Source organism: Ruegeria sp. HU-ET01832 (assembly GCF_040371315.1).
Taxonomy (GTDB): Bacteria; Pseudomonadota; Alphaproteobacteria; order Rhodobacterales; family Rhodobacteraceae; genus Ruegeria; species Ruegeria lacuscaerulensis_A.
In genome coordinates this window covers 599,670-626,255 of the sequence record NZ_BAABWL010000002.1, presented here as the reverse complement: position 1 = coordinate 626,255, position 26,586 = coordinate 599,670, and the positions used below count along the sequence as shown (strand labels likewise).

Below are 26,586 nucleotides of genomic sequence, written 5' to 3'. Positions count from 1 at the left end.
GACCCGCCTCCTTAGGTGAACTGGACGGTGGACAGGTCTACCCCAGCAGCGGCCAATGCTTCGCTCGACTTCGGCCGGATACCGGTTGCCATGAACCGTCCCAAAACTTTGCCGTTCTCATCTTTACCTTCGCGCTTGAAGACAAAGATGTCTTGCATGGTCACAATGTCCCCTTCCATGCCGGTCACTTCAGCAATGGAAGTCACGCGGCGGGTACCGTCTGACATGCGGTTCAACTGCAGAACAAAGTGCACTGCCGAGGCAATGGTGGCGCGAATGGCCGAATGCGGCAGTTCCATTCCACCCATCTGGACCATCTGTTCGACACGCGACAGGGCATCTCTTGGGCTGTTCGCGTGGACCGTAGTCATCGATCCGTCGTGGCCTGTGTTCATGGCCTGCAGCATGTCAAAGGCTTCCGAACCGCGTACCTCGCCCACGACGATACGGTCCGGGCGCATCCGCAGCGCGTTTCGAACAAGGTCACGCTGCGCCACAGCTCCTGTTCCGTCCAGACCAGCCGGACGCGTCTCCATGCGCAGCACATGTTCCTGCTGCAGCTGGAGTTCCGCAGCATCTTCGATTGTCACGATCCGTTCGTTCGCACCAATGTAAGAAGAAAGCGCGTTCAGCATCGTCGTCTTACCAGAGCCTGTACCGCCCGAGATCAGAACATTCATCTTGGCGTCAACCAGCCCTCTCAGCAGATTTGCGGCACTGTCGTTCAGGGCGCCGTTGTTCACCAAACGCTGCATCGTCAAAGGAACGCGTGCAAATTTACGGATCGACAGGGCAGGGCCATCCAAAGCGCAAGGCCGAATAATAGCGTTCACACGGCTACCATCCTCTAGACGCGCGTCCACCCAAGGCTGACGTTCATCAATACGGCGACCAACCCGGCTAACGATTTTGTCGATGATACGCAGCAGGTGGCGTTCATCACGGAACCGGGCTTCAGTTTTTTCAAGGATACCAGCGCGTTCGACAAAGATCTGCTCATGGCCGTTGACCAGGATATCGTTGATCGTCGGGTCGGCCAGCAACGGCTCGAGCGGGCCAAGGCCCAGGACTTCATGCATCAGCTCTTCGACAAGCTCTTTGATCTCTTCGCTGCGCATCGCACGGCCTTCATGGCGCAACAGATCCGTAGCGTGCTTGCCAATCTCGCCGCGCAGAGTGTCCTCTTCAACCTTGTCGATTACAGCGAGGTTCAGCTTGTCCAGCAGCGAGTTGTGCATCCGCGCCTTCAGGTCAATACGATCCTGCTGTCTTTCGCGATCAACGACCTTTTTCTCGGCTTCAAAGGCTGCGATGTCTGATACGTTAGAGTCCAGCTTCTTGGTATCCAAGGGAACGACCTTGGGTGCGCTGGGTGCTGTACGGCTCGTTCTGTCAAATTCACGAAACATTCTTTCAACCTTTTACTTTATCTTACATCACGGCTTGGGGAACGGGCGTCAGCTGTTCACGCGCGGCGGCAGAGAAGCCCGCGTGTCATCCGCCAGCTTCTTGATCGCCCGTGTCGCTGGTGCCCGGTTGGACACGTCCTGCAAGGGAACGCCTCGATCAACGGACTCGCGCACTGTACGCTCGTCCTTTGGCACCCAATACGAGAAGTCTTTTTCAAGTAGCTTGGTCGCCGCGCGGTGATGGGCCGCGGGGAACAAGGGCTTTTTCTCAAGGCTTGCAACCAGTTGAATGTCCAAAGCCGGGTTTTCGCTGTGATAAAAATCAATCAGCTTGCGGGCAGAGCGCACCGACGGTACGGCCACATCCGTAACCAGATACAGCCGGTCCGCCTGAGCGAGCACCGGAGTGATCCACTCGACCAAAGCACGCGGCAGATCAATCACAACGTAGTCGTGAGACCGGCGCAAACTGTCCAGAATAGCGTCAATCTGTTCGGCTTTGATGGCAGATAGCGGGCCATAACGTGATGGAGCTGCCAGAACATCTACACCGCATGGTGCTTTGGCCATTGCCTGATCCAGAAACGCAGTGTCAGGAATGCTTTCGTCCATTGCCATGCGCCACATGGCATCGCTTTCTTCCACGTCCATCAGGGCCGCGATGGAACCAAACTGGAAGTCCAGATCAACCACTGCAACCTCGTTGGCCGCTTTCTTCTTGAAGAAACCTTCTTTCTGCTGCAACTCGTTGGCCATGTTTGCAGCCACAAGCGAAGAACCAACACCACCACGAGATTTTGCCACGGCAATCACTTTGCCCAGCGTTGCATGACCGCCCCAAACCGCAGGCAACTGAGCTTGGCGACGAGTCCGGATCGCATCAACCTGCGGCACGATCTCCTCGTTGATCGCGGTCCGGGGTAAAACGTCATCGACGCCCAATTTCTTAAGCTGTCGAGCTTTTTCAAGCGGCAGATCTTCCGGGGCCAGCGCAATGATAATTGCGTTGGGCATCCGCGCATCGCAGATGCTCTGTGCTGTTTCCAGCATTTTGTCGCTGTCTTCCTCGACGTCGAACAGAACCACATCATTCAGCGCCGTAAGCGAGATGGCCGAACCGTTCACACCCGAGACCGTGTCTTTTCGGCCAGTGAACTGGCAGTTCTCCTGTTCAGCAAGAGACCCTTCAATCGCCGAGTAGATCTCTTCGTCGGGCGAAATCAACAATACTGAAATCTGTTTTCCACTCATTATCTTTCTCCTTACTCTGCTGCCCCGATGCCCAAGTCTTCGGCAGGAACCGAAGTGCTCATCGCGGGAAGGGAAATACTATTTGGGGTGTTTGAAGTTACCGCCGGGCTATTGGAAGCCAGTGCTGCCAGTCCGGCCAGCGGCATTACGAAATCGAAGTCCACATCAATCAATTCGGCCGTAACAACTGGCGTATAAGGGCCACCCAGAAAACCCAAGCGTGGATCGTGAGTATAGGCGAACTGCACATTCGTCGGGGTTGTGCCCGGTGGCAGAAGCGATTGGATTTCATCCCAGATACGCTCACCGTAGGCAGTGCTTGTGTCCAGACGGCACGGGACAGGCAAGTTCGGCACTTCACAGATGCCACCTACGCGGCACAAGGTTCCGAACCGAGGAGTGCCTGTTGGATTGTTTACCAACTCATGTGACGCAGGCAATGCTCCGCACTGCGCAGGACCTACAGTTGCCAGCCGTGCTGCTTTTTGCATCGCCTTCTGAGCAGTTGTCGTCGACCAGTACAGGCGACCATAATCCACGATGCCAAACATCAGTAGAAGGAACATCGGAACGACCAGCGCCATTTCAACAAGGGCTGCACCGCGTTCTTGCGTACGGAATTTGCGAAAGATGTCAACCAAACGTGTCATATGCCAAACACCCTGCTTTGATCCGAGATTTCCATGTTCAACGGGCCCAGAGCGCCACCGAACAAGCTGAAAACGTTGCCAAACAAGAACTCGACGCGAACCTGAGCGGTCACTTCCACCACCGAGGCCGGGTTGACCCTATAGGCGCCATTGCGACGCAGGCAGGTGGGGATCACGTCCACGACGGATGTACCAATCGGCATGATCGAGGTGCCGCCAAGCTGGTTTGTGACGATTGTCGTCGCTGTCACTTCGTAGTCACCGCCCAGTGTGACCGGCCCAGTGGCCGTTGCACACAAATCAATCGGAGCCGTCCTTGCGATCATCCGGGAGGCGTCGCGGACACCGGCAGCAGCCGCCTGATGTGCCCAGGTGATCCGGCTGCCTTCGATAATCACTGCAATGAACAGCAGCAGCAGCGGAAGAATCATCGCGAATTCGACCATCGGTGCGCCAGATTCACAGCGCTTGAGGCGTTGGATATGCGAGATCAAACGTTTCACCGGTACAACCTCACGACATCGCGGAAAATACCGTCATCTTCACTGCCGCCCAAACCGGCGCCGCCGACTTGTTCGACCACTTCAAGGTAAATGTCGAAATCGGTACCCGATGAATTCGCCAGAGGCTGGATCATGAAGCCTTTGACATATTCCTCAACCGGAACATCTAAGGCACGGCCTTGAACGTTGTTCGCGGCGCAGTCGATCGCAGCCAGAATAAAGGTGCGGCGGTCGGGATCAGTCGATGCAGGCGTGGCGCACTGCGCGCGCCCTGTTTCCGAGCGATTAGACAGGATAGGACCGCCTGAGAATTGATTGATCTCTTCAAGATACATTTGGTAGCGCGTTGTTCCGCCTGCAGATGGCAGTCCAGTCGGCATGTTACGGATCACATTGGCTCCGTCGGAATTGTTTACCGGCAGCGGATTGTTCAAAGGATCAAGGCCCGCGCCATAGTTCACATCCAGATAATCCTGACGACCATTGGACCAATCGCCATTTCCAAACCGACCACCGCTGTTGGGGACTAGCGAACCGCAGGTATCAGTTGCAAAACAGTCATCCGGCGGGAACGGCATAGTGTCCAGAGAAGCTGTCGGCTGACCGCTGATGCAGCTGTTGCCACCTCCATTGCCATTGCCATTGCCGTTGCCAGCGGATTGGGTCCAACCGGAAATAACCTGCGGCCCCGGTGCATACGCGGGATCGTTGCGTTTATTGCTCAGGGTCGACGTGAAATAGTCAAAGCGCGAGTTGTAGATTGCTCCACCGATGCCCTGGCGCTGACCGGGTTCGGTATCAACACCCCGCTGCACGACGCAACGACCTTTGTTACCTTCGGCAGCGATCAGGCAAATGTACAGGTTCGAGCCGTTCAGCCCCGCACATGGCCCCTCCGGATTGATGCCAAAATCGGTCGGGTCAAGAAACCCAAAGTTACCCGGACCCCATTCAGCATTGGCCTGACCAGTGCGCAGCTTGATCGTGGATCCGATATTCGCGTTAGCAGTCCAACCCGGAGGGATGCAGAACATTAGCGGAGTCACGTCACACGCGTAGGCCGTGAAACCTGCAATCGCCTGTGCGCTGACCTCGGCATCTTGCGGGGTCGCACCAAGCAGAGTTGCCAAAGCGCGCGAGAATGGAAGGAAAACTGTCCGGGGCGTTGCAGTAACCTCAGCCATGACGGCCAAAGTCGGATCGGTTGTTACAAAACTGGCGACAGAGGCTTCGTCGCGCGCGTCATTGGGCAAACCGGTCAAAAACCGAATATCGAAGTCTGCGGCCGAGGCCAATGCACGATCGCCTTCGGCAAAAAACTGTTCGTCTGCAATCATCGCAGCGGCAGCGGCCTCAGCCCGGGTAATCGCATCTCCTTCGCCGTCCAGTTCACCGGCGGCAGCCAGCGCAACGTGATCAGCATAGGACTGAAGGTCGGTTTGGGTGGAAACGACACGGCCAAGGTCAAAAGTCAGCGCGACAAAGCCGAAGATGAAAACCAGGCTCATTCCAACAAAAACCAGAATTGCGCCGTCTTCTTCTTTTTTGAACTCTTTAACCGAAAACATTGTCAAAACCTCCCAAACTCTCCGTGCTTTAGTTCACTGTCCCGGACGTGTCCGTGACGGGGACGTCCTGTTCGGCAGAGGCCGCAGTGGGATTTTCCACCCTGAACTCCTCGACCTCGGAAATACCGCGACGTACTTTGACAATCGGCTGCGGTTCACCATCTTCTGCTGGTGACTTTTCCAGAAGAATATCGCTCAGGCGCACTGCTTCGAGCGGCTCATCGTCTTCTGTGTTCAGCGAACGCAGTGAGAGGCTCAACTGGCCTGCCTTTTGCGCCAAGGCCAAACGCTGACCTTGTTGCGGGGTGACTTCAACCGTCACGGTCCGTGCGATACCGGGTTGATCCAGTTCCTCGTCCGCAGTCTGGTCGACGCCGATAATGCGAATATTTTGAAGAATGGTAATGGCGCGCAGCTCATCGTTGGACCCGCGGGTCAACACGATATCTACAAAATCGCCAGGTGTTACGAAACCGCCAACGCCGGTTTGCGCATCAACACTGATGGCAACCGCCCGGTTGTTTTCCCCGATCGTCTGTACAATCGTGACTTTCTCACCAAAGTCCGAGACCTTTGAAGCCAGCAAAATCTCACCCTGTGCCAATGCGCGCTTTGCGCGGCGCGGGTCTGCTCCGGGTTCAGGTAGAACATCATCAAAGTTGGTAAACACGCCAGTCGGCACCGACTCTGCCGGCCATTCGATCGTGGTCAGCTTGTACCTTTCGATCGGCGTTCCAAATGGAATGTCTTCAGCAACTGCAACAACGCGGACGATAGATGCGTCTGCAGCGGCTTCCTGATTTCGTTGAATTTGGTCCTGGGCAATAAGAACGGCACCGCCTGCCAAACCGACACCCAAGAATGTCATCAAAAAAGACTTAACGCGCATAGTGCCCTCCAATTTCCGAAGTCGGCAATTGTTGTCAGGTGTAGGCGAGTTGCTTTTTTCTGATGAACAAATCGGCTTTCAAACTGACAAAATTATAAGTGTTTGATTTCCCGCCAGTATCCGGCGGGAAATCAGATTATCACGCCTGTCGACTTAGTCGGTGTTGCCAGTACGAGTTGAGGCGCTAACCGCATCCGAGAAGTTGTCGCTTGTAACGTTAGCCAGTCCGGTCAAAACCGTACCACCAACAACAACGGCAACGAACAGGGCAATGCCATATTCAACCAGGGTCGCACCGCGCTCGTCTTCACGCAGTTTCAGGAAAATCTTGCGAATTGAATTCTTCATAATTTGTACTCCAGACTGTTTTACCAAGTGCGAAATGACCGCACACACACGAGGTTCACATCCCCGTTAACAAAATTGATACCAAGCGAGTCGCGATGGAACTTCCCCCCAAACGAAAAGGTTTTCCCGCATAACGGGAATTTTTTTTCAACTTGGGCGGATTTGTGGCCAGAGTTAGGCTGAACATGACCGCCAAACACAAAAATTCACAGATTCGCCACCCACACGAATCGTGCTTTGACAGCTCGCGTAAGCCCAAAAGCCCGACAAAACACCGAAAATTAGTGCACTTTTCCGAAGTTGACCGGAAAACCTAAGCCACAAAATGCAAAACGACCCCTCGCTCGCTCGGGGGCCGTACAGCGTTTTTCGTCTTAAGTTGCTAGACGTTAGACCGTCACGCCCTGTAAAACCTGCTCTCGCGACAAGTCCTGCCTTGCGCCTTCCATCAGGATGGAACCACGTCTGAGCACGACAAAACGGTCGGCAAGGTCGTAGGCAAAGTCGAAATACTGTTCGACAAGAACGATGGCCATCTCACCCTTGCTTCTGAGATGCCGAATGACATCGCCAATCTGTTGGATGATATTGGGCTGGATACCTTCGGTCGGCTCGTCCAGCAAAAGCAGTTTGGGTTTGGTGATCAAGGCACGCGCAATTGCCAGTTGTTGCTGTTGGCCGCCCGACAGGTCGCCTCCCCGGCGATTTTGCATTTGCTTCAGGACGGGAAACAGATCGAAAATCTCGTCCGGGACGAAATGCTCGTCCTTCGGCAAGCACGCAAACCCGGATTCAAGGTTTTCGCGAACAGTCATCAATGGGAAGATTTCGCGACCCTGCGGAACATACGCCACTCCTTTCCATGCCATCTTATGTGCGGGCAAGGGCGGCAACACTTCGCCATTCAGCTCCAACCCACCGCCCGAACGCGGGTGGGTACCGGAAATCGCCTTGATCAGGCTGGTCTTGCCGACACCATTGGTGCCCATTACGCAGGTCACCTCGCCCAGCGCAGCCTGCATCGAGATGCCGTGCAGGATTTGCGAATGCCCATAGTGCAGAGTCAAGTCAGTCAGTGTCAGCATTGTCTAACGCCCCAGATAGACGTCAATGACGTCCTGATTTGATGTCACGTGGTCCAGAGACCCCTCGGCCAGAACCGAGCCCTCGTGCAACACCGTGACCTTGCAGTTCAGGCGGCGGACGAATTCCATATCGTGTTCCACGACAACCACGGCGCGGGTCTTGGCGGCCTGCACCAGCAGGTCGGTGGTGTGTTCGCGTTCCTGCGGCGTCATCCCTGCGGCGGGTTCGTCGACCAGCAACAAGCGCGGCTCCTGTGCCAGAAGCATCCCAATCTCGAGCCATTGTTTCTGCCCGTGGCTGAGTTCGCCCGATTTGCGGATCAACTCGTCCTTCAAGCCCATCTCGGCGGCCAGTTCCTCGACTTTCTCCAGATCACCCTTTGAAGGGCGATAGAACAGCACGCCCAGCCATCCGCGTTTGTTCTTCAACGCCATCAGCAGGTTTTCCTGCACGCTCTGGTCTTCGAACACTGTAGGTTTCTGGAACTTCCGCCCGATCCCGGCCTGCGCGATCTTGGCCTCGCTCATGCGCAGCAGGGATACGGATTTCTCGCCCCATATGACGCGGCCTTCGTCGGGTCGGGTTTTGCCGGTGACGATATCCATGAAAGTGGTCTTGCCCGCGCCGTTCGGCCCGATCACCGCGCGCAATTCTGCGTTGCCGATCTGGAAAGACAGGTTGTTGATGGCGCGGAACCCATCGAAGGAGACGGAAACGCCGCTGACTTCTAGCAAAGTACTCATTCCGTGGCCTCCTTCTCGCGCAGTGCGCTTTCATCGGGCCCAAGGGCCGCGCCGTGGCGCTGCGGTGCGCGACGATTGGTCCAGAGGTCGAACAGCCCCCCGATCCCCTGCGGGGCGAACAGTGTGACCAACACGAAGGATAAACCCAGCAGCACCTGCCACCAGTCGACCCATTTGATTGTATAGAACCCCAGCGGAATGTCCGGAGCCTGCCCGCCTGTGAACCATGTGCTGAGCAGGCTGACGAACGCCGCGCCGATGACGGCACCGTACAGGCGACCGCGCCCGCCGATGGCGACCCAGACGGCCAGATAGATCGAAGCGATGGGGGCCATCTCTTCGGGGTTGATGATGCCCGCCTGCGGGTAATAAAGCGCGCCCGCAATGGCCGCGATGCAGGCGGTCAGGGTGAAGACGGCCAGTTTGTAGACCTCGACTGAATAGCCAAGGAACCGCACCCGGGCCTCGTTATCGCGGATGCCGCGAATGACCGAGCCGAACTTGCCCGACACCACCCATGCCGCCAGCATGTATCCCAAGCCAAGCGCAAGTGCCGAGGCCCACAGGAACCAGACCGACACCACGTCCTGTGAGGCAGTGACACCCGGCAGGTTTTGCAAGCCCGACAGGCCATTGTTGCCGCGCAAGCCGCTGTCGTTCTGGAACAGATACAGCGCCAGAGCCAAGGTCATGGCTTGGGTCAGGATCGAGAGGTAGACACCCGTCACCCGGCTGCGGAACGCGAGCCAGCCAAAGATCAGCGCCAGAAGTCCGGGCACCAACACGACCAGTGCCAGTTGCAGGAACAGGCTGTCGGAAAAGGCCCAGATCAGCGGGAACTCGGACGACCCGACGACGCCGAAGATTTGCGTGCCGATGGCGTCCACGACCTCGGATGACGTCGGAGGAATTTCGGCTTGCGACAGTGACTCGACCACAATCAGGCGGGTACGTTCGTACATTAGCCACATGCCGATCATGTAGCCGCCCAGCCCGAAAAAGGCGAAATGGCCAAGGGACAGGATGCCGGTAAAGCCCCAGACCAGATCCATCGCCACGGCGATCAGGCACAGGCACAGGGTCTTGCCCAGCGTCTTGACGAAACTGGTTGAGATCACGCCGATGCCGAACCCTTCGGACAGGACGGTAACGCCCAAGGTGAACAAGGACAGGATGGCCAGAAAGACAAGCACCGAGGGATTTTTGGCGACAAAGCTACGTTCCATGGCTCAATCCCCCGCCGCGCGGCCCTTGAGGGCGATGATGCCCCTTGGCCGGAACTGAATGAAGATAATGATGAAGATGATCATGTAGGTTTGCGCCGCGAGGGTGTTCGACGGGTTCATCCACTCGATCCCCTTTTGCAGGAAGCCGATCATGCCGGCCCCCGCCAGTGCCCCCCAGATATTGCCGACACCGCCGACAACCACCGTCATGAAGCTCTGCACGATATAGTCGCTGCCCAGATCGGAGGTCACCTTGGCGAACAGGCCAATCGCGACACCCGCGATCCCGGCGATGCCCGAGCCCAGCCCGAAGGTCAGCATGTTAACCCGACCCGGATTGATGCCCATAGACCCAGCCATGCGCGGGTTCTGCGTCACGGCGCGCATCTCAAGCCCCAGCCGTGTGCGTTTCATGATATAAAGGAACAGCCCCAGAAAGATCATCGCCAGCACGAATATCGCAATGCGGATATAGCTGATTGAGACCACATCGTTCAGCACCCATGCTCCGTCCAGCCAGCCGGGCGCAGTCAGCGGGCGGGCCTGCGTGCCGAAGATGTTCTTGGCCAACTGCTGCAGGGCAATCGAGATACCAAATGTCGCCAGCAGCGTTTCCAGCGGACGCGAATACAGCCAACGGATCACCAACCGCTCCATCGCGACGCCCATGGCGAAGGTGACGGCAAAGGCCATCGGGATCGCTACGATGATCGACAGCGTATGATCGGGGATGAACTGCTGCACCACATATCCGGTGTAAGCGCCCATCATGATGAACTCGCCATGGGCCATGTTGATGACGCCCATCACACCGAAGGTGATGGCCAGACCGATGGCCGCGAGGAAATAGATCGAGGCCAGAGAAATCGCGTCCAGCGTCAGGTCGAGGGTCTGGTTCAGGCCGACCTTCAGTTCGATTTGGTCCAGCGCCTTTTCGGCGGCGGCTGTGACTTCAGGAGAAGGCTCGGCATAGGTTTCAAAGAACACATGCGCGCCCAGCGCTGCATCGATGTCAGTCTGCGTTATCAACGCGGGAACAGTTCCGGCTTCGGCCAGCGCCGCATAAGCCTGCGCGCGGGCGGCGTCGGAGTTCAGTTGCGCGACCGGAACACCGCCCACGCGGCCTCCGTCGATATTGGCAGCCAACGCCGCACGGATGTCATCCGCCGAAACACGCGGCGCGGCCAAATCGCTGGCAACCAACAGGTCATAGGCCGCATCACGCGACAGGTCATCCGAGCCGGGTTGCAGAACACCGGCGATATTCACATCCGAAGGTAAGTCTGTCGCCGTTTGCAGCCTGGTCACGACCAGAGGGTTCAAAGCCGCGCGCACGTCCACACCCAGATCGTCGGACATCTCCTCAATCGCGACCACACGGGCTGCAATATCTTCGTCGTAGCCGATGGTCAGCAACCGCTCGAGGCGTTGTTTCTGCGCTTTCAGATCGGCATCGGGTTCGCCATCAATCGACGCGCGCAGCGGCTCAAGCAGAGCGCCCTCGGGATCGCGTTGGATAGACGTCAAAGCGGCCAGTCGTTTTGCACGATTCGGGTCGGTCAGTTGGAATTGTACCAGTGCCGTGCCGATCATCGCGCGGATGCCGCTATTGGGTTTCAACTGTTTCAGGTCGGATTTCTCAAACGTCCCGACGACCTCTCCGGTGTCGAAGTCGGTCAGCTCATACGACCGCCCTTCACCCTTTTTGCCGGCAAAGAACAGGCCGTCGGACTTGCGCATCCACACGTTTTTGGCGGCCCATGTCTCAAGCATCACCTGCGCCTGCGGCAAACCACTGCTTGCAATCGCGTCAATGGCAGGCCCGATCGTCTTGCGCGAGCTTTTGGCGATGATCTCCTGATGCTCTTGCAGGATCGGTTGCAAACCGCCCTCTTGCGCGTTGGCAGTCAGGCAGGCGCATAGGATTGCGAGGCCCGCAAGGAATAGTCGTAACATGTGGTGAAACCCGAGGTGTCTTAAGGGCAAGGCGGGCGATCACACCCGCCTTGCGTGTCGTTTAGTAGTTCGACAGCGTCTGAACGCAGGTCTTGGTCTCGGTGTTGTACATACCGCAGCCCAGCTCTTTCCAATCTGAGATCAGAACCGCCGATTCCGGCAGGAAGTCGGTCCAGGCATCACCCGGCACAACATCTGTCTCGCTGATGATGTCGAACTGACCGTCTTCCTGAATCTCACCGATCAGAACCGGTTTTGCCAGGTGGTGGTTCGGCAGCATGACCGCCGTACCGCCGGTCAGGTTCGGGAATTCCTGGCCGTACATCGCAGCGCGCACCTCGTCGACTTCGGTCGAGCCGGCTTCTGTCGCGGCGTTCACCCACATGTTGAAGCCGATATAGTGTGCTTCCATCGGGTCGTTGGTCACGCGCTCGTCGCCCATGGTGGCTTTCCATGTCTCGACGAATTCGGCATTCGCATCCGTATCTGCCGACTGGAAGTAGTTCCACGCGGCCAGATGGCCCACAAGGTTGGTGGTGTCCAGGCCGGACAGTTCTTCCTCACCGACCGAGAAGGCCACGACCGGAATGTCATCGGCTGAGACGCCCGCAGCGGCCAGTTCTTTATAGAAGCCAATGTTTGCGTCACCGTTGATGGTCGAGATCACGCCAACTTTTTTGCCATCCGCGCCCAGCGCGACAACGTCCGCCACGATCTTGGACCAGTCGGAGTGACCGAACGGTGTGTAGTTGACGAAGATATCCTCGTCCGCGATGCCTTTACCCTTCAGGTAGCTTTCCAGAATGTTGTTCGTGGTCCGCGGGTACACATAGTCAGTGCCCAGCAGCGCGAATTTCTCGACACCCAGCTCGTCCAGGAAGTAGTCAGTCGCAGGGATCGCCTGCTGGTTCGGCGCGGCGCCGGTGTAGAAGACGTTTTTCGACGATTCTTCGCCCTCGTACTGAACCGGATAGAACAGCAGGCCGTTCAGCTCTTCGATCACGGGCAGAACCGATTTCCGGCTGACCGAAGTCCAGTTGCCAAAGATCACATCCACCTCATGCACAGTCAGCAGCTCGCGCGCTTTTTCAGCGAACAGCGGCCAGTCCGATGCGGGGTCGACGACAACCGCCTCAAGCTGTTTGCCCAGCAGGCCACCCTTGGCGTTTTGCTGGTCGATCAGCATCAGCATAGTGTCTTTCAGCGTGGTTTCCGAGATCGCCATTGTGCCCGACAGCGAGTGCAGCACGCCCACCTTGATGGTGTCTTCTTCGGCCAGCGCGGCGGTTGCCATGGAAGCAAAGACAAGCGAACCGGCAAGTGTGGATTTGAGAGATGTCATAAAGATCCTCCTGGCAGGGCGCAGGTGAGGGCTTGCGCAGCAGCGCGCCTTTCTTCTACCTGATCCCTGCAACTGTTGTTGCGTTCCGTGTGGCGGTTGTGTCCGAGGTCCAATTCGCGCAGCCGTCACACACCCCCAGGGATCGTCCCCGTGGCGGGCACCCATACGGTTTCTGCATCGCAGAGAATTTAGCAACTGGTTGACAGATCATTTCCCTCGATCCGCCGATTTTGTTCATTTTTTAGGCAGCCCTTAACGCAATCGCCTAACATTTAATCCGTCACGCCGAAACACCACCCAAATCCGACACGGAAGAATAGAGTTCCGACGCCCAAACGGTGAAACAGGCGGCATAACAACGTGATCCGCAGGTGCCCCATTACACATCATGCCTCGATATTGCCCACGCAGGCCGCGCAACCGCCGCGCGCACAGGGTGCGATTCGGCTGAGTGCCAAACGATTGGGCAAAACCTCGGTTCTGGATGGATTCCGGCAGTCAGGCTCTTTCAAATGCCTGTTCCCGCGCACCGATAGTGACGCGTTAGACGCTGTACTGCTGAACACCGCAGGTGGGATCACCGGAGGTGACACTTTCCGCTTTACCGGCCACGCGGGCAAAGACACGACTCTGACGCTAACCACTCAAGCCTGCGAACGCGCGTACAAAGCCAAACCCGGCCCCTCGGGTCAGATCGTGAACCACCTGAACGTCGCTTCGGGCGCGCGGCTGAATTGGCTGCCTCAGGAAACCATCCTGTTCGACGGCAGCGCGCTGGATCGTCGGCTGCAGATCGACCTTGCCCCGGATGCCACCGCGCTGATGGTGGAACCGCTGGTCTTTGGCCGCATGGCCATGGGTGAGACCCTGACCGACATCCGCCTGCGCGACCGGATCGAGATCCTGCGCGATGGCACCCCCCTGTTTCTGGACGCGATGCAATTCACAGGTGATCTGCACGCCCATCTGTCCAAACCGCATATTGCAGGCGGTGCGGGGGCAATGGCGCTGGTGGCCTTTGCCTCACCCACCGCCGAAGGCCAGCTGGGCCCCATCCGCGACATGCTGCCCGACACCGCCGGAGCCTCGCTGATCCAGGACGATCTGCTGGTGATCCGGGTGCTGGCCGAGAACAGCTTTACCCTCCGCCGCACGCTGATGCCGATGCTACGGCGGCTGAACAATGACACGCTTCCCCGATGCTGGATGATCTGACATGAACCTGACCCCCCGAGAAAAAGACAAACTGCTGGTCGCCATGGCCGCCGAGGTCGCCCGCAAACGGCTGGCCCGCGGCGTGAAGCTGAACCACCCCGAGGCGATCGCCCTGATCACCGACGCGGTGGTCGAAGGTGCGCGTGACGGCCGATCGGTGGCTGACATGATGCAAGCCGGGGCCGAAGTGATCACCCGCGCGCAATGCATGGAAGGCGTACCCGAGATGATCCACGAAGTTCAGGTCGAAGCCACCTTCCCTGATGGCACCAAACTGGTGACCGTCCACAACCCTATTCGCTAACAAAGGAAAACTGATATGACCCGTATGCTCTTCCCCGCCCTGATCCTTGCTGGCCCCGCTGCGGCCCACAACGGCACACATGTCCACGCGCATGGCACAGACTATGCCACTTTGGGCGTCGGTCTGGCGGTTGTCGCGCTGGCCGCCGTCGCATTGATGGTAAAGCTAAACAAATGATCCCCGGAGAGCTGTTCCCAGCCGAGGGTGAGATCACCCTGAACGCGAACGCCGAGGCAATCACCCTCATGGTCGCCAATACCGGCGACCGCCCGGTTCAGGTCGGCTCGCACTATCATTTCGCCGAAACCAACCCGGCGCTGGATTTCGACCGCGCCGCCGCACATGGCCTGCGTCTGGACATCGCGCCGGGCACCGCCGTTCGGTTCGAACCCGGTCAGGCGCGCGAGGTCTCGCTGATCCCCATCGGAGGGGCGCGCAAGGTGTACGGGTTCAACCAGAAGGTCATGGGGTCACTCTGATGCCAGCAACAATCAAACGCTCTGACTATGCCGCCATGTTCGGCCCCACCACCGGCGACAAACTGCGGCTGGCCGACACCGATCTGGTGATCGAGGTCGAACGCGACCTGACCGCAGAACGCGCGGGGGCCGCCGCAACCGGGGGGACCGGAGACAACGCGTTGCTTTACGGCGAAGAGGTCAAATTCGGCGGAGGCAAGGTGATCCGCGACGGGATGGGGCAGTCTCAGGCCACGCGTGCCGAGGGGGCCGTGGACACGGTCATCACCAACGCGCTAATCGTGGATCACTCGGGCATCTACAAGGCGGATGTGGGTCTGAAAGACGGACGCATCGCCAAGATCGGCAAGGCCGGCAATCCCGACACGCAGCCCGGTGTTGACATCATCATCGGCCCCGGCACCGAGGCCATCGCGGGCGAAGGGCGTATCCTGACCGCCGGCGGGTTCGACAGCCATATCCATTTCATATGCCCGCAACAGATCGAAGATGCGCTGCATTCCGGCCTGACCACCATGCTGGGCGGCGGCACTGGCCCGGCCCATGGGACGTTGGCCACCACCTGCACACCTGGCCCCTGGCATATCGGGCGGATGCTGCAGGCCGCCGACGCGTTTCCGATGAATCTGGCTTTTGCGGGTAAGGGCAACGCCTCGCTGCCCGCCGCGCTGGAAGAACAAGTCAACGCGGGGGCCTGTGCTCTGAAACTGCACGAGGATTGGGGCACAACCCCTGCCGCCATCGACTGCTGCCTGACGGTGGCCGATGCGATGGACGTGCAGGTGATGATCCACACTGACACGCTGAACGAATCCGGCTTTGTCGAGAACACCGTGGGCGCCATGAAGGGCCGCACGATCCATGCCTTCCACACCGAGGGCGCAGGCGGCGGCCATGCCCCGGACATCATCAAGATCTGTGGCGAGAACCACGTTCTGCCGTCCTCGACCAACCCGACGCGCCCCTTCACCGTGAACACGGTTGAGGAGCATCTGGATATGCTGATGGTGTGCCACCACCTCGACAAATCCATCCCTGAGGACGTGGCCTTTGCCGAAAGCCGCATCCGGCGTGAGACGATTGCCGCCGAGGATATCCTGCACGATATGGGTGCCTTCAGCATCATCGCGTCCGACAGTCAGGCCATGGGTCGGGTCGGAGAGGTTCTGATCCGCACATGGCAGACCGCAGACAAGATGAAGAAACAGCGCGGCCGCCTGCCCGAGGAGACCGGCGAGAACGACAATATGCGCGTGCGCCGCTATATCGCCAAATACACGATCAACCCGGCGATTGCCCACGGGTTGAGCCATCAGATCGGCAGTATCGAAGAAGGCAAACGCGCCGATCTGGTGCTGTGGAACCCCGCCTTTTTTGGGGTCAAACCCGAGATGGTTCTGCTGGGCGGCACCATTGCCTGCGCGCAGATGGGCGATCCGAATGCATCGATCCCCACACCGCAGCCGGTCTATAGTCGGCCTATGTTTGGGGCCTATGGGCGCTCGGTCGAGCATTCCGCGATCACATTCGTCTCGGGCGCGGCGCAGGCTGCGGGGATTGGTGATACACTGGGACTGGCCAAGCAAACCGTTGCCGTCGAAAACACCCGCAACATCGGCAAGCGCGACCTGCTGCTGAACAACGCAACGCCGCAGGTGGAGGTTGACCCCGAAACCTATGAGGTCCGCGCAGATGGCGAATTGCTGACTTGCCAACCGGCCGAGGTTCTGCCGATGGCCCAGCGGTACTTTATGTTTTGACCAAAAATTGTGCTGCGTTGCGGCATTTGCAACGCGGCCATGACCAAAAACCCACTACTCAATGAGGCTGACATGACACATTTTAAAGCTCATGGGAGGACCAACGGAAACGAGGGTCCAAATGGCACATTCAGCAACTCATACCCCGACGCGGTTCTCGCTATTCGGCCTGATCGCAAACTTCGCAACACGCGTCAATTCCATGCTGTTCCGCATGGCCGAAGCTCAGACACGGGTTCGGCAAGTCGAGTTCCTGCAATCGCTCAGCGACGAGGAACTGCACAAACGCGGCCTGACCCGCGACCGGATCGTTCACAGGGTGTTTGCGGACTCGATCTGGCTCTGACCGCACGCGCTGCAGAGGGGGCCAAACTATGACCTCCCTGCTCTGCACTGCTCGTCGATACAGTGACCATACGCACGGTGATCCCGCTGATCACCTGTCGCTTACCTACGAAGACCGTTTTCTGCGTCGCAAAGTTCTGACCTGCGACAGCGGCGAACAAATCCTTATTGATTTGTCCCAGACCACATCACTGGACCATGGCGGCGCATTGGTTCTGGAAGACGGGCGCGAGGTTCTCATTCAGGCCGCGCCTGAAGCGCTGCTTCAGGTCACATCCGACGATCTCACCCGCATCGCGTGGCATATCGGCAACCGCCACACACCGTGTCAGGTAGAACCGGATCGCCTTTTGGTACAGGTCGATCACGTCATCCGCGATATGCTGTTGAAACTGGGGGCAACTGTGTGCGAAATCCGCGAGCCTTTCACCCCCGAAGGTGGCGCCTATGGCCACGGCAGGACCCATGGCCACGCCCACTGACGCCGATATCCTGACGCTGACGCAATGGCTGTCGCCCGCATACCCTGTGGGCGGCTTCGCCTATTCCCACGGTCTGGAATGGGCCATTGAAAGTGGAAGCGTTTCCTCGGCCGCCGAAACGGAGGAGTGGATAGCCGATGTGATCCAGCAGGGCTCAGGGCGCGCCGATTGCATCTTTCTGGCCGCTGCCCACGCTGGGTCGGCGGATGCGACTGCTGAAATCGACAGGATGGCGCGCGCTTTTTGCCCCTCGTCCGAGCGTTTGATGGAAACGCGCCTTTTGGGGGAAGCGTTTAGCACTGTCACGGCAGAAGTATGGTCAGTTGACCTGCCATCCCTGACCTATCCCGTGGCTCTGGGCTATGCCGCAAAACTGAACGGCCTGCCTCTGCCGCTGACGGCACAGATGTATCTGCAAGCCTTCATGTCCAATCTGGTCGCATGCGCAATGCGTCTGGTGCCCTTGGGACAAACCGAAGGCCAACGCCTGATCCGAGATCTGACTCCGTTATGTCAGCACGTCGCAACGGACGCTCTGGATGCGACACTGGACGATCTGACGTCCACAGCTTTCCTGTCGGACATTGCGTCGATGAAACATGAAACCCAATATTCAAGGATGTTCCGAACATGACCAGCATGAACGGCCCTCTGCGCGTGGGCATTGGCGGCCCTGTCGGCGCAGGCAAAACCACGCTGACCGCAGCACTGTCTGAGGCACTGCGCGACCGTCTTTCGATCGGTGTAATTACCAACGATATCTACACCCGTGAAGACGCCGAGGCCCTGATGCGGATGCAGATTCTGCCCCAAGACAGGATCATCGGTGTCGAGACCGGTGGCTGCCCACATACGGCGATCCGCGAGGACGCCTCGATCAACCTTGCGGCCGTGGCTGAAATGCAGGCCCGGCACCCCGATGTCGACGTTGTTCTGATCGAAAGCGGCGGCGACAACCTATCTGCCACCTTCAGTCCGGAATTGGCGGATGTGACGCTCTATGTGATTGACGTGGCTGCTGGCGAAGAAATCCCCAGAAAGGGTGGCCCCGCGATCACCAAATCCGACATCCTGATCATCAACAAAACCGACCTAGCGCCCCATGTCGGTGCATCGCTGGACGTCATGGACCGCGACGCGACGAGGATGCGCAACGGGCGGCCGTTTGTCTTTGCATCTCTGAAACATAGACAGAGCGTCGACAGGATTGTGGACCTGCTGGCGCAGATAGGTGGATTGAACCTGTCATCAAGCTCAGATGCCCAACAACCCGTGGTTCAGAATGCGTAACCTCTGATACTGCAAAACGCACGACAGGTGCGCGGTTTCAGAACCTATTGTTCTACCAGTCTTGCGGCGTCTGCCCCAAAAAACGTCGGGCCGAAACGAATTCAGCCCGACGTTGGAGCATCAGCTGCCCTGATTGCGAAAGCTCTCTTCGAACTCTTGCGTTTGATTTTCTGCGCTGCCGCCGCTTGGACCTTCGCAGGCGGCCACAAAGAGTATGCTGGCAGTGATGAGGACGACTCGGATCATTTTGGTGGCCTTTGCGTTGAGGACGTGGACATAAAAAATGTGAGTGCTTTTGCCTAACACAGCGCGGGACGACAGCGGGTCAAACCTGTGTGACCGCTCTGTGAGCACACACGATCCGGCGGAGCCTGAGGTGCTTAAGCTTTGAGTACTAATCCCCAAAGATGTGTGTGCACTGCTCATCAGCTAAGAAAAACAAAAGTGTTCTGGGAAACAGAGGCCAATATAAAAGTGAACAGGCTTTCGCCATCACGGCTTTGTTGACGCTTATTAGCAAAATCGTGATTGCTGCTGGAACAAAGACTCGGAACTCCCAATCTAGGTTGCATCCTTATTCTTCGACTTAGAAGTCCGCTTGATCCTGGCGAATTTTGGTCGATCACAACAGACGAGCCAAGCCATGTCGCAATTATCAACGTCCCTCCTCAGCGTTTTGGAAATCCTGTCCTTGGTTTTTGTCTTTGCTGTCGGACTTGCGGCTCTATGGGTTGTCGTCGCCTACTTTCGGGACAAGACACAAACGGAAAGTACACTGCGAAGGAACTATCCGGTTGTGGCCCGGTTCAGGTATTTCTTCGAACATATGGGGGAATTCTTCCGTCAGTATTTCTTTGCCCAGGACCGCGAGGAAATGCCATTCAACCGGGCGGAACGATCCTGGGTTTACCGGGCTGCGAAGAACGTGGACTCCACCGTCGCATTTGGCTCGACACGGGATCTACGCCCCACGGGTACCGTATATTTCGCCAACTGCCCCTTCCCGACACTGGAACAGGATGCGCAAGGACCATCGGATGTTACAGTTGGCCCCTTTGCACGCCACCCCTATACGACGGATTCAATGTTCAACATTTCCGGCATGAGCTATGGCGCGATCTCGATCCCAGCCGTGCGGGCGCTGTCCCAAGGGGCGAAGAAAGCGGGCATGTGGATCAATACCGGCGAGGGCGGTCTATCGCCTTATCATCTGGAAAGCGGTGCGGATGTCGTATTCCAGATCGGCACCGGTAAATTCGGGGTGCGCAAACCCGAGGGTGGGTTTGACGAGGACAAGTTGCGCACTGTCGCGGCCCATGATGCGGTGAAGATGTTTGAAATCAAGCTGAGCCAAGGCGCCAAACCCGGCAAAGGCGGCATCCTGCCCGGCGCCAAAGTGACCGAGGACATCGCCGAAATCCGCGGGTTGCAAGTAGGTCAGGACGCGATCAGCCCGAACCGCCACCCAGAAATCGACAGCGTGGGCGATCTGCTGGATATGATCGCTTATGTGCGCGACATCACCGGCAAGCCGGTCGGCTTTAAAGCGGTTATAGGGTCGTATGGGTTCTTTGACGATCTGTGCGCAGAGATTCTGAAACGTGGGCCAGAAAGCGCGCCGGATTTTGTGACCATCGACAGCTCGGATGGCGGTACCGGCGCGGCCCCGATGAGCCTGATTGACAACATGGGGATGCCACTGCGCGAAAGTCTGCCTCTGACTGTAGATATGCTGAAGAAGAACGGGCTTCGCGACAGGATCAAAGTTTGCGCCAGCGGAAAGATGATCAACCCGTCCGAGGTGGCATGGGCCTTTTGCGCGGGTGCGGATTTTGTGAATTCAGCGCGTGGGTTCATGTTTGCACTGGGCTGCATTCAAGCGTTGCAGTGCAACAAGAATACCTGCCCGACCGGAATCACCACGCACAATACCAAGCTGCAGTTCGGCCTTGATCCAACCAGTAAATCGGAACGTGTGGCAAGCTATGCCCGGAACATGAAGAAAGAGGTCGGCATAATCGCCCACAGCTGCGGTGTGGCCGAACCGCGCCAGCTGAAACGACACCATGCGCGTATCGTGTTGGACAATGGCCGATCCGTTTCGATGCACGAGCTGTATCCCGAACCTGCGCAATTGCAAGCAGCGGAATAACATCGCACCATTCATCTCAGTTCAATTGTGACCTTCGCCACCGCCGGATTCGTGCGCGGATCCGGTGCGCTATCAGGAGACATCATGTCCGATCATTCGCAAAACGCACCGTCTGTCACAAAAGCCTCTGATCTGCTCGTCGCAGCGCTTGAGGCCGAAGGGGTCGAGTATATCTTTGCCGTACCGGGTGAGGAAAACCTGGATGTGCTGGAATCCTTACGGACCTCAAGGATTGAGCTGGTCCTGACCCGCCATGAACAGGGCGCGGCATTTATGGCGGCGACCTACGGGCGCTTGACCGGCAAGGCGGGTGTTTGCATGGCAACACTGGGGCCAGGGGCCACCAACTTTGCGACTCCTGCCGCTTATGCGCATCTGGGCGGCATGCCTCTGATCATGATCACAGGCCAAAAGCCCATCAAGAAGTCGAAACAGGGCCAATTTCAGATCATTGATGTGGTCGGTCTGTTCGACCCGATCTGCAAGATGTCCAAGCAGATCGTTCACGGCAACACCATCCCGTCCCTGATCCGCGAGGCGTTCCGCGTCGCACAAGAGGAACGCCCTGGCGCGGTCCTGCTTGAATTGCCAGAAGATATCGCTGCTGAAGACACAACGGAACATGTGCTCGAGCCGCATCCGCGCCACTACGCTGTCGCGGGCGACACGGTCCTGAACGAAGCCGCTGAAATGATCCGGTCGGCGAAGATGCCCTTGCTGCTGCTGGGTGCCGGAGCCAACCGCAAGCACGCTCGCAGCGCGCTAAGCAAATTTGTCGAAGACACGCAGATCCCCTTCTTCAACACGCAGATGGGCAAGGGCGTGGTGGATGAACGATCCGACCTGTTTCTTGGGACGGCTGCTCTGTCGGATGGCGATTACCTGCATTGCGCCATCGAACGGGCCGATCTGATCATCAATGTTGGCCATGACGTGGTCGAAAAACCGCCCTTCTTCATGGAGGAAGGCGGCACCAAGGTGATCCATGTGAATTACAAGGCCGCGCGGGTCGATCAGGTCTATTTCCCGCAGGTCGAAGTCGTCGGTGATTTGGCACAATCCATCGCACGGCTGGGTGATAAACTGGGCGGCCCGCTAGATTTCGACCGAAGCTATTTCCAGCGCGTCAAGCAAGAGACCGACCAGCATACATCTGAAGGTGCCGATGACCCACGTTTCCCCGTAATCCCACAGCGTTTTGTAGCCGATACCCGCAGAGTGATGGGCGATTGCGATATCATTGCGCTGGACAACGGCATCTATAAAATCTGGTACGCGCGAAACTATCTTGCCTATCAGCCCAATACCGTTCTGCTGGATAATGCTCTGGCCACCATGGGGGCCGGGTTGCCTTCGGCCATGATGGCGGCCAAGCTTTACCCCGACCGCAGGGTCATGGCGATCTGTGGCGACGGCGGGTTCATGATGAACAGTCAAGAAATTGAGACCGCGGTTCGACTTGGCCTCAATCTGGTTGTGACTGTTTTGAATGACAGCTCATACGGGATGATCCGGTGGAAGCAGTCGCATGCGGGGTTCGACGACTGGGGGCTGGAATTCGACAACCCCGATTTCGTGCAATACGCCAACAGTTACGGCGCGACCGGCCATCGGATCGAACGTACCGAGGATCTGATCCCAACCTTCGAAAACGCGTTCCAGGCGGGCGGCGTTCACCTGATTGACGTGCCGGTGGACTACAGCGAAAACCAGCGTGTTCTGATTGATGAGCTGGCTGCAAAGGTGTGCCTGATATGAGCGACACTCTGGACGTTCTCAACCCTTTTGATCTTGAGAAGATTGGCAATGTTGCGATCAACACCTGGGATGATGTGGATTCCATGTTGGGCGTGGCCCATGGTTTACACCGGTCGCGCGACGCGTGGTTGCCGGCCTTTCAGCGGATCGAGGTTCTGAAAAACACCGCCCGTATCATGTCTGAACGGACCGACGAATTGGCGATGTTGATCGCCAGCGAAGGTGGCAAGCCTTTGGTCGACGCGCGCATTGAAGTGACCCGCGCAATCGACGGGGTCGAGCTGTGCGTCCACGAGATTGGCCATATGGCTGGCAAAGAAATCCCGATGGACCTGACAGCGGCGGGCTCGGGTCGGGTCGCCTTTACACAGCGCGAACCGATAGGCGTGGTTGTCGCGGCCAGCGCGTTCAACCATCCGCTCAACCTGATCGTTCACCAAGTCGCCCCCGCAGTGGCTACAGGCTGCCCAGTGATCGTCAAACCCGCTTTGGATACGCCACTGTCCTGCAAGGCATTTGTCGAAATTCTGCATGAGGCCGGTTTACCTGAGAATTGGTGCCACCTCGCGATTTGCCACAACGACGTGGCCGAGCAGATGATCACCGACACGCGCGTTGGGTTCTTTTCTTTCATCGGCTCGGCCAAGGTGGGTTGGATGCTGAGGTCCAAGCTGGCCCCCGGAGTGCGATGTGCGCTGGAACATGGCGGGGCCGCACCCGTGATCGTGGATGAAAGCGCCGATATTGAGGGAATGATCCCACTCGTGACCAAAGGCGGGTTCTATCATTCCGGGCAGGTCTGCGTCTCGGTCCAGCGCGTTTTCGCGCCCACGGGCATCGCAGAGGACATTGCGCAAAAGCTGGCCAAGGCGGCGTCCGCACTTAAGGTTGGCGATGCGCGTCAGGAAGATAACGAATGCGGCCCCCTGATCCGCCCAGGTGAAGTTGATCGCGTTGCCGAATGGGTGGACGAGGCCGTTGAGGGTGGCGCAACCTTGCTGACTGGCGGACGAAAGCTGGGCCCGACTACATATGCGCCCACCGTCCTGCTGAACCCACCCGCCGACGCTCGGGTTTCAACATCCGAAGTCTTTGGACCCGTGGTCTGCGTCTATAGCTACGACAGGATCGAGGATGCGTTCGCCGCCGCCAACAGCCTGCCTTTCGCGTTTCAGGCGGCTGTCTTCACCAAAGCTCTGGACACGGCCATGCAAGCCATCAGACATCTGGATGCAACCGCCGTTATGGTGAACGATCACTCGGCATTCCGGGTCGATTGGATGCCTTTCGCGGGACGGAGGCAATCAGGATACAACACGGGCGGCATCGGCTATACGATGCATGACATGACTCAGGACAAGATGGCTGTAATCAAGCTTTGAGGACGTTGACTAGCGTGAGCAGCGGCCCGTTATTTTGCCTGATGCGTCAGGAAAGATCAGGCCGCAACTTTTCTGTCTGATGCAGCCGAAAGTGCCTTTTGTGTCGATGATACCTGTTTCTGCTAACCTTGGGGTCGACCAAGTTTTCGCATACAGGCCCAGTTTTCTTTGCTCTTGCTGCAACGATGCCGTTGCAACCGATTGCAACCGCGGTTCAATATTGCGTAGTATTTCCTCATGACCGCACCAATTTCTTCCCAAAAATCGATTAGGCCCACATCATGAGTGTCACACTGAAAGATGTCGCGGCGCTGGCCGGAGTTTCGCGGTCTGCTGTGTCGCGCACCTTTACCGAAGGCGCCTCGGTTTCAGCCAAAACCCGCAGCAAAGTCGAAAAGGCCGCTGCCGAACTAGGCTACAGCCCAAATGCTTTGGCGTCGTCGCTGACAACGGGGCGAACCAAACTGATCGGCCTGATCTCGAACAACTTTCACAACCCCATATTTCTTGAGGTGTTTGATCTGTTCACCCGCACCCTTCAGGAACGCGGCCTGCGGCCCCTGATCGTCAACCTGACGGACGAAGTTCAGCCCGCAAACTCTGTCAGGATGTTGCGGCAATACTCGGTCGATGCGGCCATCGTGGCTTCTTCGACGTTGCCGCCAAGCTTTGCCAAGGCGTTCCACGATGCAGGCGTTCCCGTGGTGCATACATTCGGGCGTTCTGCCACGTCGCCCGAAGTTCACGTGGTGGGGATCGACAACGTGGAATGTGGGCGCATGGCTGCACGAGAGTTGCTTACAAGAGGGTACAGACGCATCGGTTATCTGGGTGGCCCCAAAGATGCGACCTCTGCCATGGACCGCTATCGCGGCTTCATGGAAGAGGTCGAAAAACACCCCGACCTGAACGTTTCGCATTCCTTCGCGGGTGCCTATTCGTTCGAGGCAGGTCGCGCCGAAATGCTGCGTCTGTTGGCGGATACCCCTGCCGAGGGGTATTTTTGTGGCGACGATATTTTGTCAATCGGCGCATTGTCAGCCTTGAGCGATCACGGGATAAAGCCGGGTCGTGATATCGGAATCATCGGCCTGAACGACATGGAGATGTCGCGTTGGGAAAGCGTTGACCTCACGACAATCCACCAGCCGATCAAGCAGATCATCACGGCGTCGGTCGATCTTGTGGAAGAGATGTTGAAAGACCCCGACCGCTACCCCGAAGCCCGCATCTTTCCCTGTCGGGTGATTGAGCGGGGCACATTGCGCCCCCGCCCCTAATCAGCGAAACATCGGTGGGCGCGCGTCTGTCCAAGCCCCACCGTTTTTGGACGACGCCACTGCTGCGTGAACGGCTGCGATGGATCGGACGCCGTCGGCAGGGGTTGGCAGCCCGTCTCGGGTCTCTCCTTGGATGGCATCGGCCAGATCGCAGTAGATATTGGCCACCGCCAGCGGGAACCCTTCGGGGTGGGCAATCGCTACGCGCGAGAGGCGCTGCGCGTCATCGTGCAAACCCCCTTCGCCTTTTTCGATGATCTGAGTGCGCCCTCCCACCGGGGTATAGACAAGCTGGTTGGGCTGCTCGGATGCCCAGCGCAAACCACCGGTTTCGCCAAAGACCTGAATGTCGAATCCGTGCTGCCGACCAATCGCCACCGAGGATGTCCACAACCGCCCCACTGCGCCACCTTCGGTACGGAAGTTAATCATGGCGTCATCCTCAAGCTTGCGACTGGGGATGGTCGAGGCCATATCCGCCGACAGGGTCTTGACCTCGTCATCGCTGATGAAGCTCGCCATATGCAGCGCATGGATACCGCAATCGGCGAATTGACCAGAGACGCCCGCCATTGCTGGGTCATAGCGCCAACGCACGCGGGGATTGTCGGCGTCAGTTGCATCGCCGTGGTGGCCGTGGCTGAAATTCGTCACCACCAGACGCACCTTGCCGATATCGCCCGCCCGCACCATCGCACGGGCCTGCCGCACCATCGGATAGGCGGAATAGCAATAGTTCACCGCGCAGATCCTGCCCGAGGCTTCGGCCACGCGCACGATCTCTTCGCCCTCCTCCACGGTCATGGTCATCGGCTTCTCGCATAGCACGTGGAAACCGGCCTCGAGAAAGGCTTTGGCGATCTCGAAATGGGTCGCGTTCGGGGTGGCGATCGTCACCAGATCAATGCGGTCGGGGCGGTCTTTTTCACCAGCCAACATTTCTTGCCAGTCGCCATAGGCACGGTCCTGCGCCACGCCCAGACGCTGCGCATATTCTCGCCCGACTTCTGGGCGATGGTCCAACGCGCCCGCGGTGAATTCAAACATCCCATCGGCCAGCGCGCCCAACCGGTGCGCGGGCCCGATCTGACTGCCCTCACCCCCACCAATCATGCCCCATTTCAGCTTTGCCATGATCTTAGTCTCTCTGTTGTCTTGTCGTGTATTC

Annotated in this window: 26 protein-coding genes; 13 read left to right on the top strand and 13 right to left on the bottom strand. The window is 58.0% G+C overall.

What is annotated here, in order from left to right; translation table 11 throughout:
* Window positions 1-11 precede the first annotated feature (11 nt).
* From ABWV79_RS08345 to urtA, 12 genes are all read right to left on the bottom strand, one after another.
* The gene (locus tag ABWV79_RS08345) at window positions 12-1,409 is read right to left on the bottom strand and encodes a TadA family conjugal transfer-associated ATPase (RefSeq protein ID WP_170751600.1); all 1,398 of its coding nucleotides are present in this window, start codon (window positions 1,407-1,409) and stop codon (window positions 12-14) included.
* Between the two features lie 48 nt (window positions 1,410-1,457).
* Window positions 1,458-2,660 carry a CpaE/TadZ family protein gene (locus ABWV79_RS08340; protein WP_170527250.1) on the bottom strand — a complete coding sequence of 401 codons (1,203 nt, stop codon included), beginning with the start codon at window positions 2,658-2,660 and terminating at the stop codon, window positions 1,458-1,460.
* 11 nt (window positions 2,661-2,671) lie between these two features.
* A complete protein-coding gene (locus ABWV79_RS08335; protein ID WP_353391335.1) occupies window positions 2,672-3,310 on the bottom strand; it encodes a TadE/TadG family type IV pilus assembly protein in 639 nt (212 codons plus the stop codon).
* Entirely contained in the window at window positions 3,307-3,813 is a 507-nt protein-coding gene (locus ABWV79_RS08330; RefSeq protein WP_353391333.1) for a TadE/TadG family type IV pilus assembly protein, read from the bottom strand. Before ABWV79_RS08330 ends, ABWV79_RS08335 begins: the two co-directional genes overlap by 4 nt.
* Window positions 3,810-5,381: a pilus assembly protein TadG-related protein gene (locus tag ABWV79_RS08325; protein ID WP_353391331.1), complete on the bottom strand. Its 1,572-nt coding sequence runs from the start codon at window positions 5,379-5,381 to the stop codon at window positions 3,810-3,812. The genes ABWV79_RS08330 and ABWV79_RS08325 overlap by 4 nt, the downstream gene beginning before the upstream one ends.
* A 28-nt stretch (window positions 5,382-5,409) precedes the next feature.
* Window positions 5,410-6,270, bottom strand: a complete 861-nt coding sequence (gene cpaB / locus ABWV79_RS08320; protein ID WP_353391330.1) for a Flp pilus assembly protein CpaB — start codon at window positions 6,268-6,270, stop codon at window positions 5,410-5,412.
* 153 nt (window positions 6,271-6,423) lie between these two features.
* Window positions 6,424-6,618: a Flp family type IVb pilin gene (locus ABWV79_RS08315; protein ID WP_170353398.1), complete on the bottom strand. Its 195-nt coding sequence runs from the start codon at window positions 6,616-6,618 to the stop codon at window positions 6,424-6,426.
* 389 nt (window positions 6,619-7,007) lie between these two features.
* A complete protein-coding gene (gene urtE, locus ABWV79_RS08310) occupies window positions 7,008-7,703 on the bottom strand; it encodes an urea ABC transporter ATP-binding subunit UrtE (RefSeq protein ID WP_353391329.1) in 696 nt (231 codons plus the stop codon).
* Window positions 7,704-7,706: 3 nt separating this feature from the next.
* A complete protein-coding gene (urtD, locus tag ABWV79_RS08305; RefSeq protein WP_353391328.1) occupies window positions 7,707-8,447 on the bottom strand; it encodes an urea ABC transporter ATP-binding protein UrtD in 741 nt (246 codons plus the stop codon).
* Window positions 8,444-9,673 (bottom strand): urea ABC transporter permease subunit UrtC, encoded by a 1,230-nt coding sequence (gene urtC, locus ABWV79_RS08300; RefSeq protein ID WP_353391327.1) that lies wholly within the window; start codon window positions 9,671-9,673, stop codon window positions 8,444-8,446. Before urtC ends, urtD begins: the two co-directional genes overlap by 4 nt.
* A 3-nt stretch (window positions 9,674-9,676) precedes the next feature.
* A complete protein-coding gene (gene urtB, locus ABWV79_RS08295; RefSeq protein ID WP_353391326.1) occupies window positions 9,677-11,629 on the bottom strand; it encodes an urea ABC transporter permease subunit UrtB in 1,953 nt (650 codons plus the stop codon).
* A gap of 61 nt (window positions 11,630-11,690) precedes the next feature.
* Window positions 11,691-12,971, bottom strand: a complete 1,281-nt coding sequence (urtA, locus tag ABWV79_RS08290) for an urea ABC transporter substrate-binding protein (RefSeq protein ID WP_353391325.1) — start codon at window positions 12,969-12,971, stop codon at window positions 11,691-11,693.
* A gap of 360 nt (window positions 12,972-13,331) precedes the next feature.
* On the opposite strand from urtA, the gene ABWV79_RS08285 reads away from it, so the two are divergent.
* The 13 genes from ABWV79_RS08285 to ABWV79_RS08225 all read left to right on the top strand — a co-directional run bounded on the left by ABWV79_RS08285 (window position 13,332) and on the right by ABWV79_RS08225 (window position 25,418).
* The gene (locus tag ABWV79_RS08285) at window positions 13,332-14,186 is read left to right on the top strand and encodes an urease accessory protein UreD (RefSeq protein WP_353391324.1); all 855 of its coding nucleotides are present in this window, start codon (window positions 13,332-13,334) and stop codon (window positions 14,184-14,186) included.
* 1 nt (window position 14,187) lies between these two features.
* Window positions 14,188-14,490 carry an urease subunit gamma gene (locus ABWV79_RS08280; RefSeq protein ID WP_152460019.1) on the top strand — a complete coding sequence of 101 codons (303 nt, stop codon included), beginning with the start codon at window positions 14,188-14,190 and terminating at the stop codon, window positions 14,488-14,490.
* 15 nt (window positions 14,491-14,505) lie between these two features.
* Complete coding sequence (locus ABWV79_RS08275; protein WP_170353404.1) at window positions 14,506-14,667, top strand: peptidase M23; 162 nt, start codon at window positions 14,506-14,508, stop codon at window positions 14,665-14,667.
* Window positions 14,664-14,969 carry an urease subunit beta gene (locus tag ABWV79_RS08270; protein WP_170353405.1) on the top strand — a complete coding sequence of 102 codons (306 nt, stop codon included), beginning with the start codon at window positions 14,664-14,666 and terminating at the stop codon, window positions 14,967-14,969. Before ABWV79_RS08275 ends, ABWV79_RS08270 begins: the two co-directional genes overlap by 4 nt.
* Window positions 14,969-16,729, top strand: coding sequence for an urease subunit alpha (gene ureC, locus ABWV79_RS08265; RefSeq protein WP_170353406.1), 1,761 nt, complete (start codon window positions 14,969-14,971; stop codon window positions 16,727-16,729). Before ABWV79_RS08270 ends, ureC begins: the two co-directional genes overlap by 1 nt.
* Window positions 16,730-16,850: 121 nt before the next feature.
* On the top strand, window positions 16,851-17,075 hold the full coding sequence (locus ABWV79_RS08260) for a DUF1127 domain-containing protein (RefSeq protein ID WP_170751626.1): 225 nt from the start codon (window positions 16,851-16,853) through the stop codon (window positions 17,073-17,075).
* Window positions 17,076-17,103: 28 nt separating this feature from the next.
* Window positions 17,104-17,556, top strand: coding sequence for an urease accessory protein UreE (locus tag ABWV79_RS08255; RefSeq protein ID WP_353391323.1), 453 nt, complete (start codon window positions 17,104-17,106; stop codon window positions 17,554-17,556).
* Window positions 17,522-18,190, top strand: coding sequence for an urease accessory protein UreF (locus tag ABWV79_RS08250; RefSeq protein WP_353391321.1), 669 nt, complete (start codon window positions 17,522-17,524; stop codon window positions 18,188-18,190). The genes ABWV79_RS08255 and ABWV79_RS08250 overlap by 35 nt, the downstream gene beginning before the upstream one ends.
* The gene (gene ureG / locus ABWV79_RS08245) at window positions 18,187-18,846 is read left to right on the top strand and encodes an urease accessory protein UreG (RefSeq protein WP_170353409.1); all 660 of its coding nucleotides are present in this window, start codon (window positions 18,187-18,189) and stop codon (window positions 18,844-18,846) included. The genes ABWV79_RS08250 and ureG overlap by 4 nt, the downstream gene beginning before the upstream one ends.
* 643 nt (window positions 18,847-19,489) lie before the next feature.
* On the top strand, window positions 19,490-20,998 hold the full coding sequence (locus tag ABWV79_RS08240) for an FMN-binding glutamate synthase family protein (RefSeq protein WP_353391320.1): 1,509 nt from the start codon (window positions 19,490-19,492) through the stop codon (window positions 20,996-20,998).
* 84 nt (window positions 20,999-21,082) lie between these two features.
* Window positions 21,083-22,756 (top strand): acetolactate synthase large subunit, encoded by a 1,674-nt coding sequence (locus ABWV79_RS08235; RefSeq protein ID WP_353391319.1) that lies wholly within the window; start codon window positions 21,083-21,085, stop codon window positions 22,754-22,756.
* Window positions 22,753-24,138, top strand: a complete 1,386-nt coding sequence (locus ABWV79_RS08230) for an aldehyde dehydrogenase family protein (RefSeq protein ID WP_353391318.1) — start codon at window positions 22,753-22,755, stop codon at window positions 24,136-24,138. Before ABWV79_RS08235 ends, ABWV79_RS08230 begins: the two co-directional genes overlap by 4 nt.
* 281 nt (window positions 24,139-24,419) lie before the next feature.
* Window positions 24,420-25,418 (top strand): LacI family DNA-binding transcriptional regulator, encoded by a 999-nt coding sequence (locus tag ABWV79_RS08225; RefSeq protein ID WP_353391316.1) that lies wholly within the window; start codon window positions 24,420-24,422, stop codon window positions 25,416-25,418.
* Here ABWV79_RS08225 and ABWV79_RS08220 read toward each other — a convergent pair whose 3' ends face one another.
* Window positions 25,419-26,552, bottom strand: a complete 1,134-nt coding sequence (locus ABWV79_RS08220; protein ID WP_353391315.1) for a Gfo/Idh/MocA family protein — start codon at window positions 26,550-26,552, stop codon at window positions 25,419-25,421.
* Window positions 26,553-26,586 lie beyond the last annotated feature (34 nt).

Coding starts and splice junctions, on each gene's coding strand:
- ABWV79_RS08345 (WP_170751600.1), bottom strand. CDS start 1,409: ATGTTTCGTGAATTTGACAGAACGAGCCGTACAGCACCCAGCGCACCC.
- ABWV79_RS08340 (WP_170527250.1), bottom strand. CDS start 2,660: ATGAGTGGAAAACAGATTTCAGTATTGTTGATTTCGCCCGACGAAGAG.
- ABWV79_RS08335 (WP_353391335.1), bottom strand. CDS start 3,310: ATGACACGTTTGGTTGACATCTTTCGCAAATTCCGTACGCAAGAACGC.
- ABWV79_RS08325 (WP_353391331.1), bottom strand. CDS start 5,381: ATGTTTTCGGTTAAAGAGTTCAAAAAAGAAGAAGACGGCGCAATTCTG.
- cpaB (WP_353391330.1), bottom strand. CDS start 6,270: ATGCGCGTTAAGTCTTTTTTGATGACATTCTTGGGTGTCGGTTTGGCA.
- ABWV79_RS08315 (WP_170353398.1), bottom strand. CDS start 6,618: ATGAAGAATTCAATTCGCAAGATTTTCCTGAAACTGCGTGAAGACGAG.
- urtE (WP_353391329.1), bottom strand. CDS start 7,703: ATGCTGACACTGACTGACTTGACTCTGCACTATGGGCATTCGCAAATC.
- urtD (WP_353391328.1), bottom strand. CDS start 8,447: ATGAGTACTTTGCTAGAAGTCAGCGGCGTTTCCGTCTCCTTCGATGGG.
- urtC (WP_353391327.1), bottom strand. CDS start 9,673: ATGGAACGTAGCTTTGTCGCCAAAAATCCCTCGGTGCTTGTCTTTCTG.
- urtB (WP_353391326.1), bottom strand. CDS start 11,629: ATGTTACGACTATTCCTTGCGGGCCTCGCAATCCTATGCGCCTGCCTG.
- urtA (WP_353391325.1), bottom strand. CDS start 12,971: ATGACATCTCTCAAATCCACACTTGCCGGTTCGCTTGTCTTTGCTTCC.
- ABWV79_RS08280 (WP_152460019.1), top strand. CDS start 14,188: ATGAACCTGACCCCCCGAGAAAAAGACAAACTGCTGGTCGCCATGGCC.
- ABWV79_RS08275 (WP_170353404.1), top strand. CDS start 14,506: ATGACCCGTATGCTCTTCCCCGCCCTGATCCTTGCTGGCCCCGCTGCG.
- ABWV79_RS08270 (WP_170353405.1), top strand. CDS start 14,664: ATGATCCCCGGAGAGCTGTTCCCAGCCGAGGGTGAGATCACCCTGAAC.
- ureC (WP_170353406.1), top strand. CDS start 14,969: ATGCCAGCAACAATCAAACGCTCTGACTATGCCGCCATGTTCGGCCCC.
- ABWV79_RS08260 (WP_170751626.1), top strand. CDS start 16,851: ATGGCACATTCAGCAACTCATACCCCGACGCGGTTCTCGCTATTCGGC.
- ABWV79_RS08255 (WP_353391323.1), top strand. CDS start 17,104: ATGACCTCCCTGCTCTGCACTGCTCGTCGATACAGTGACCATACGCAC.
- ABWV79_RS08250 (WP_353391321.1), top strand. CDS start 17,522: ATGGCCACGGCAGGACCCATGGCCACGCCCACTGACGCCGATATCCTG.
- ureG (WP_170353409.1), top strand. CDS start 18,187: ATGACCAGCATGAACGGCCCTCTGCGCGTGGGCATTGGCGGCCCTGTC.
- ABWV79_RS08240 (WP_353391320.1), top strand. CDS start 19,490: ATGTCGCAATTATCAACGTCCCTCCTCAGCGTTTTGGAAATCCTGTCC.
- ABWV79_RS08235 (WP_353391319.1), top strand. CDS start 21,083: ATGTCCGATCATTCGCAAAACGCACCGTCTGTCACAAAAGCCTCTGAT.
- ABWV79_RS08230 (WP_353391318.1), top strand. CDS start 22,753: ATGAGCGACACTCTGGACGTTCTCAACCCTTTTGATCTTGAGAAGATT.
- ABWV79_RS08225 (WP_353391316.1), top strand. CDS start 24,420: ATGAGTGTCACACTGAAAGATGTCGCGGCGCTGGCCGGAGTTTCGCGG.
- ABWV79_RS08220 (WP_353391315.1), bottom strand. CDS start 26,552: ATGGCAAAGCTGAAATGGGGCATGATTGGTGGGGGTGAGGGCAGTCAG.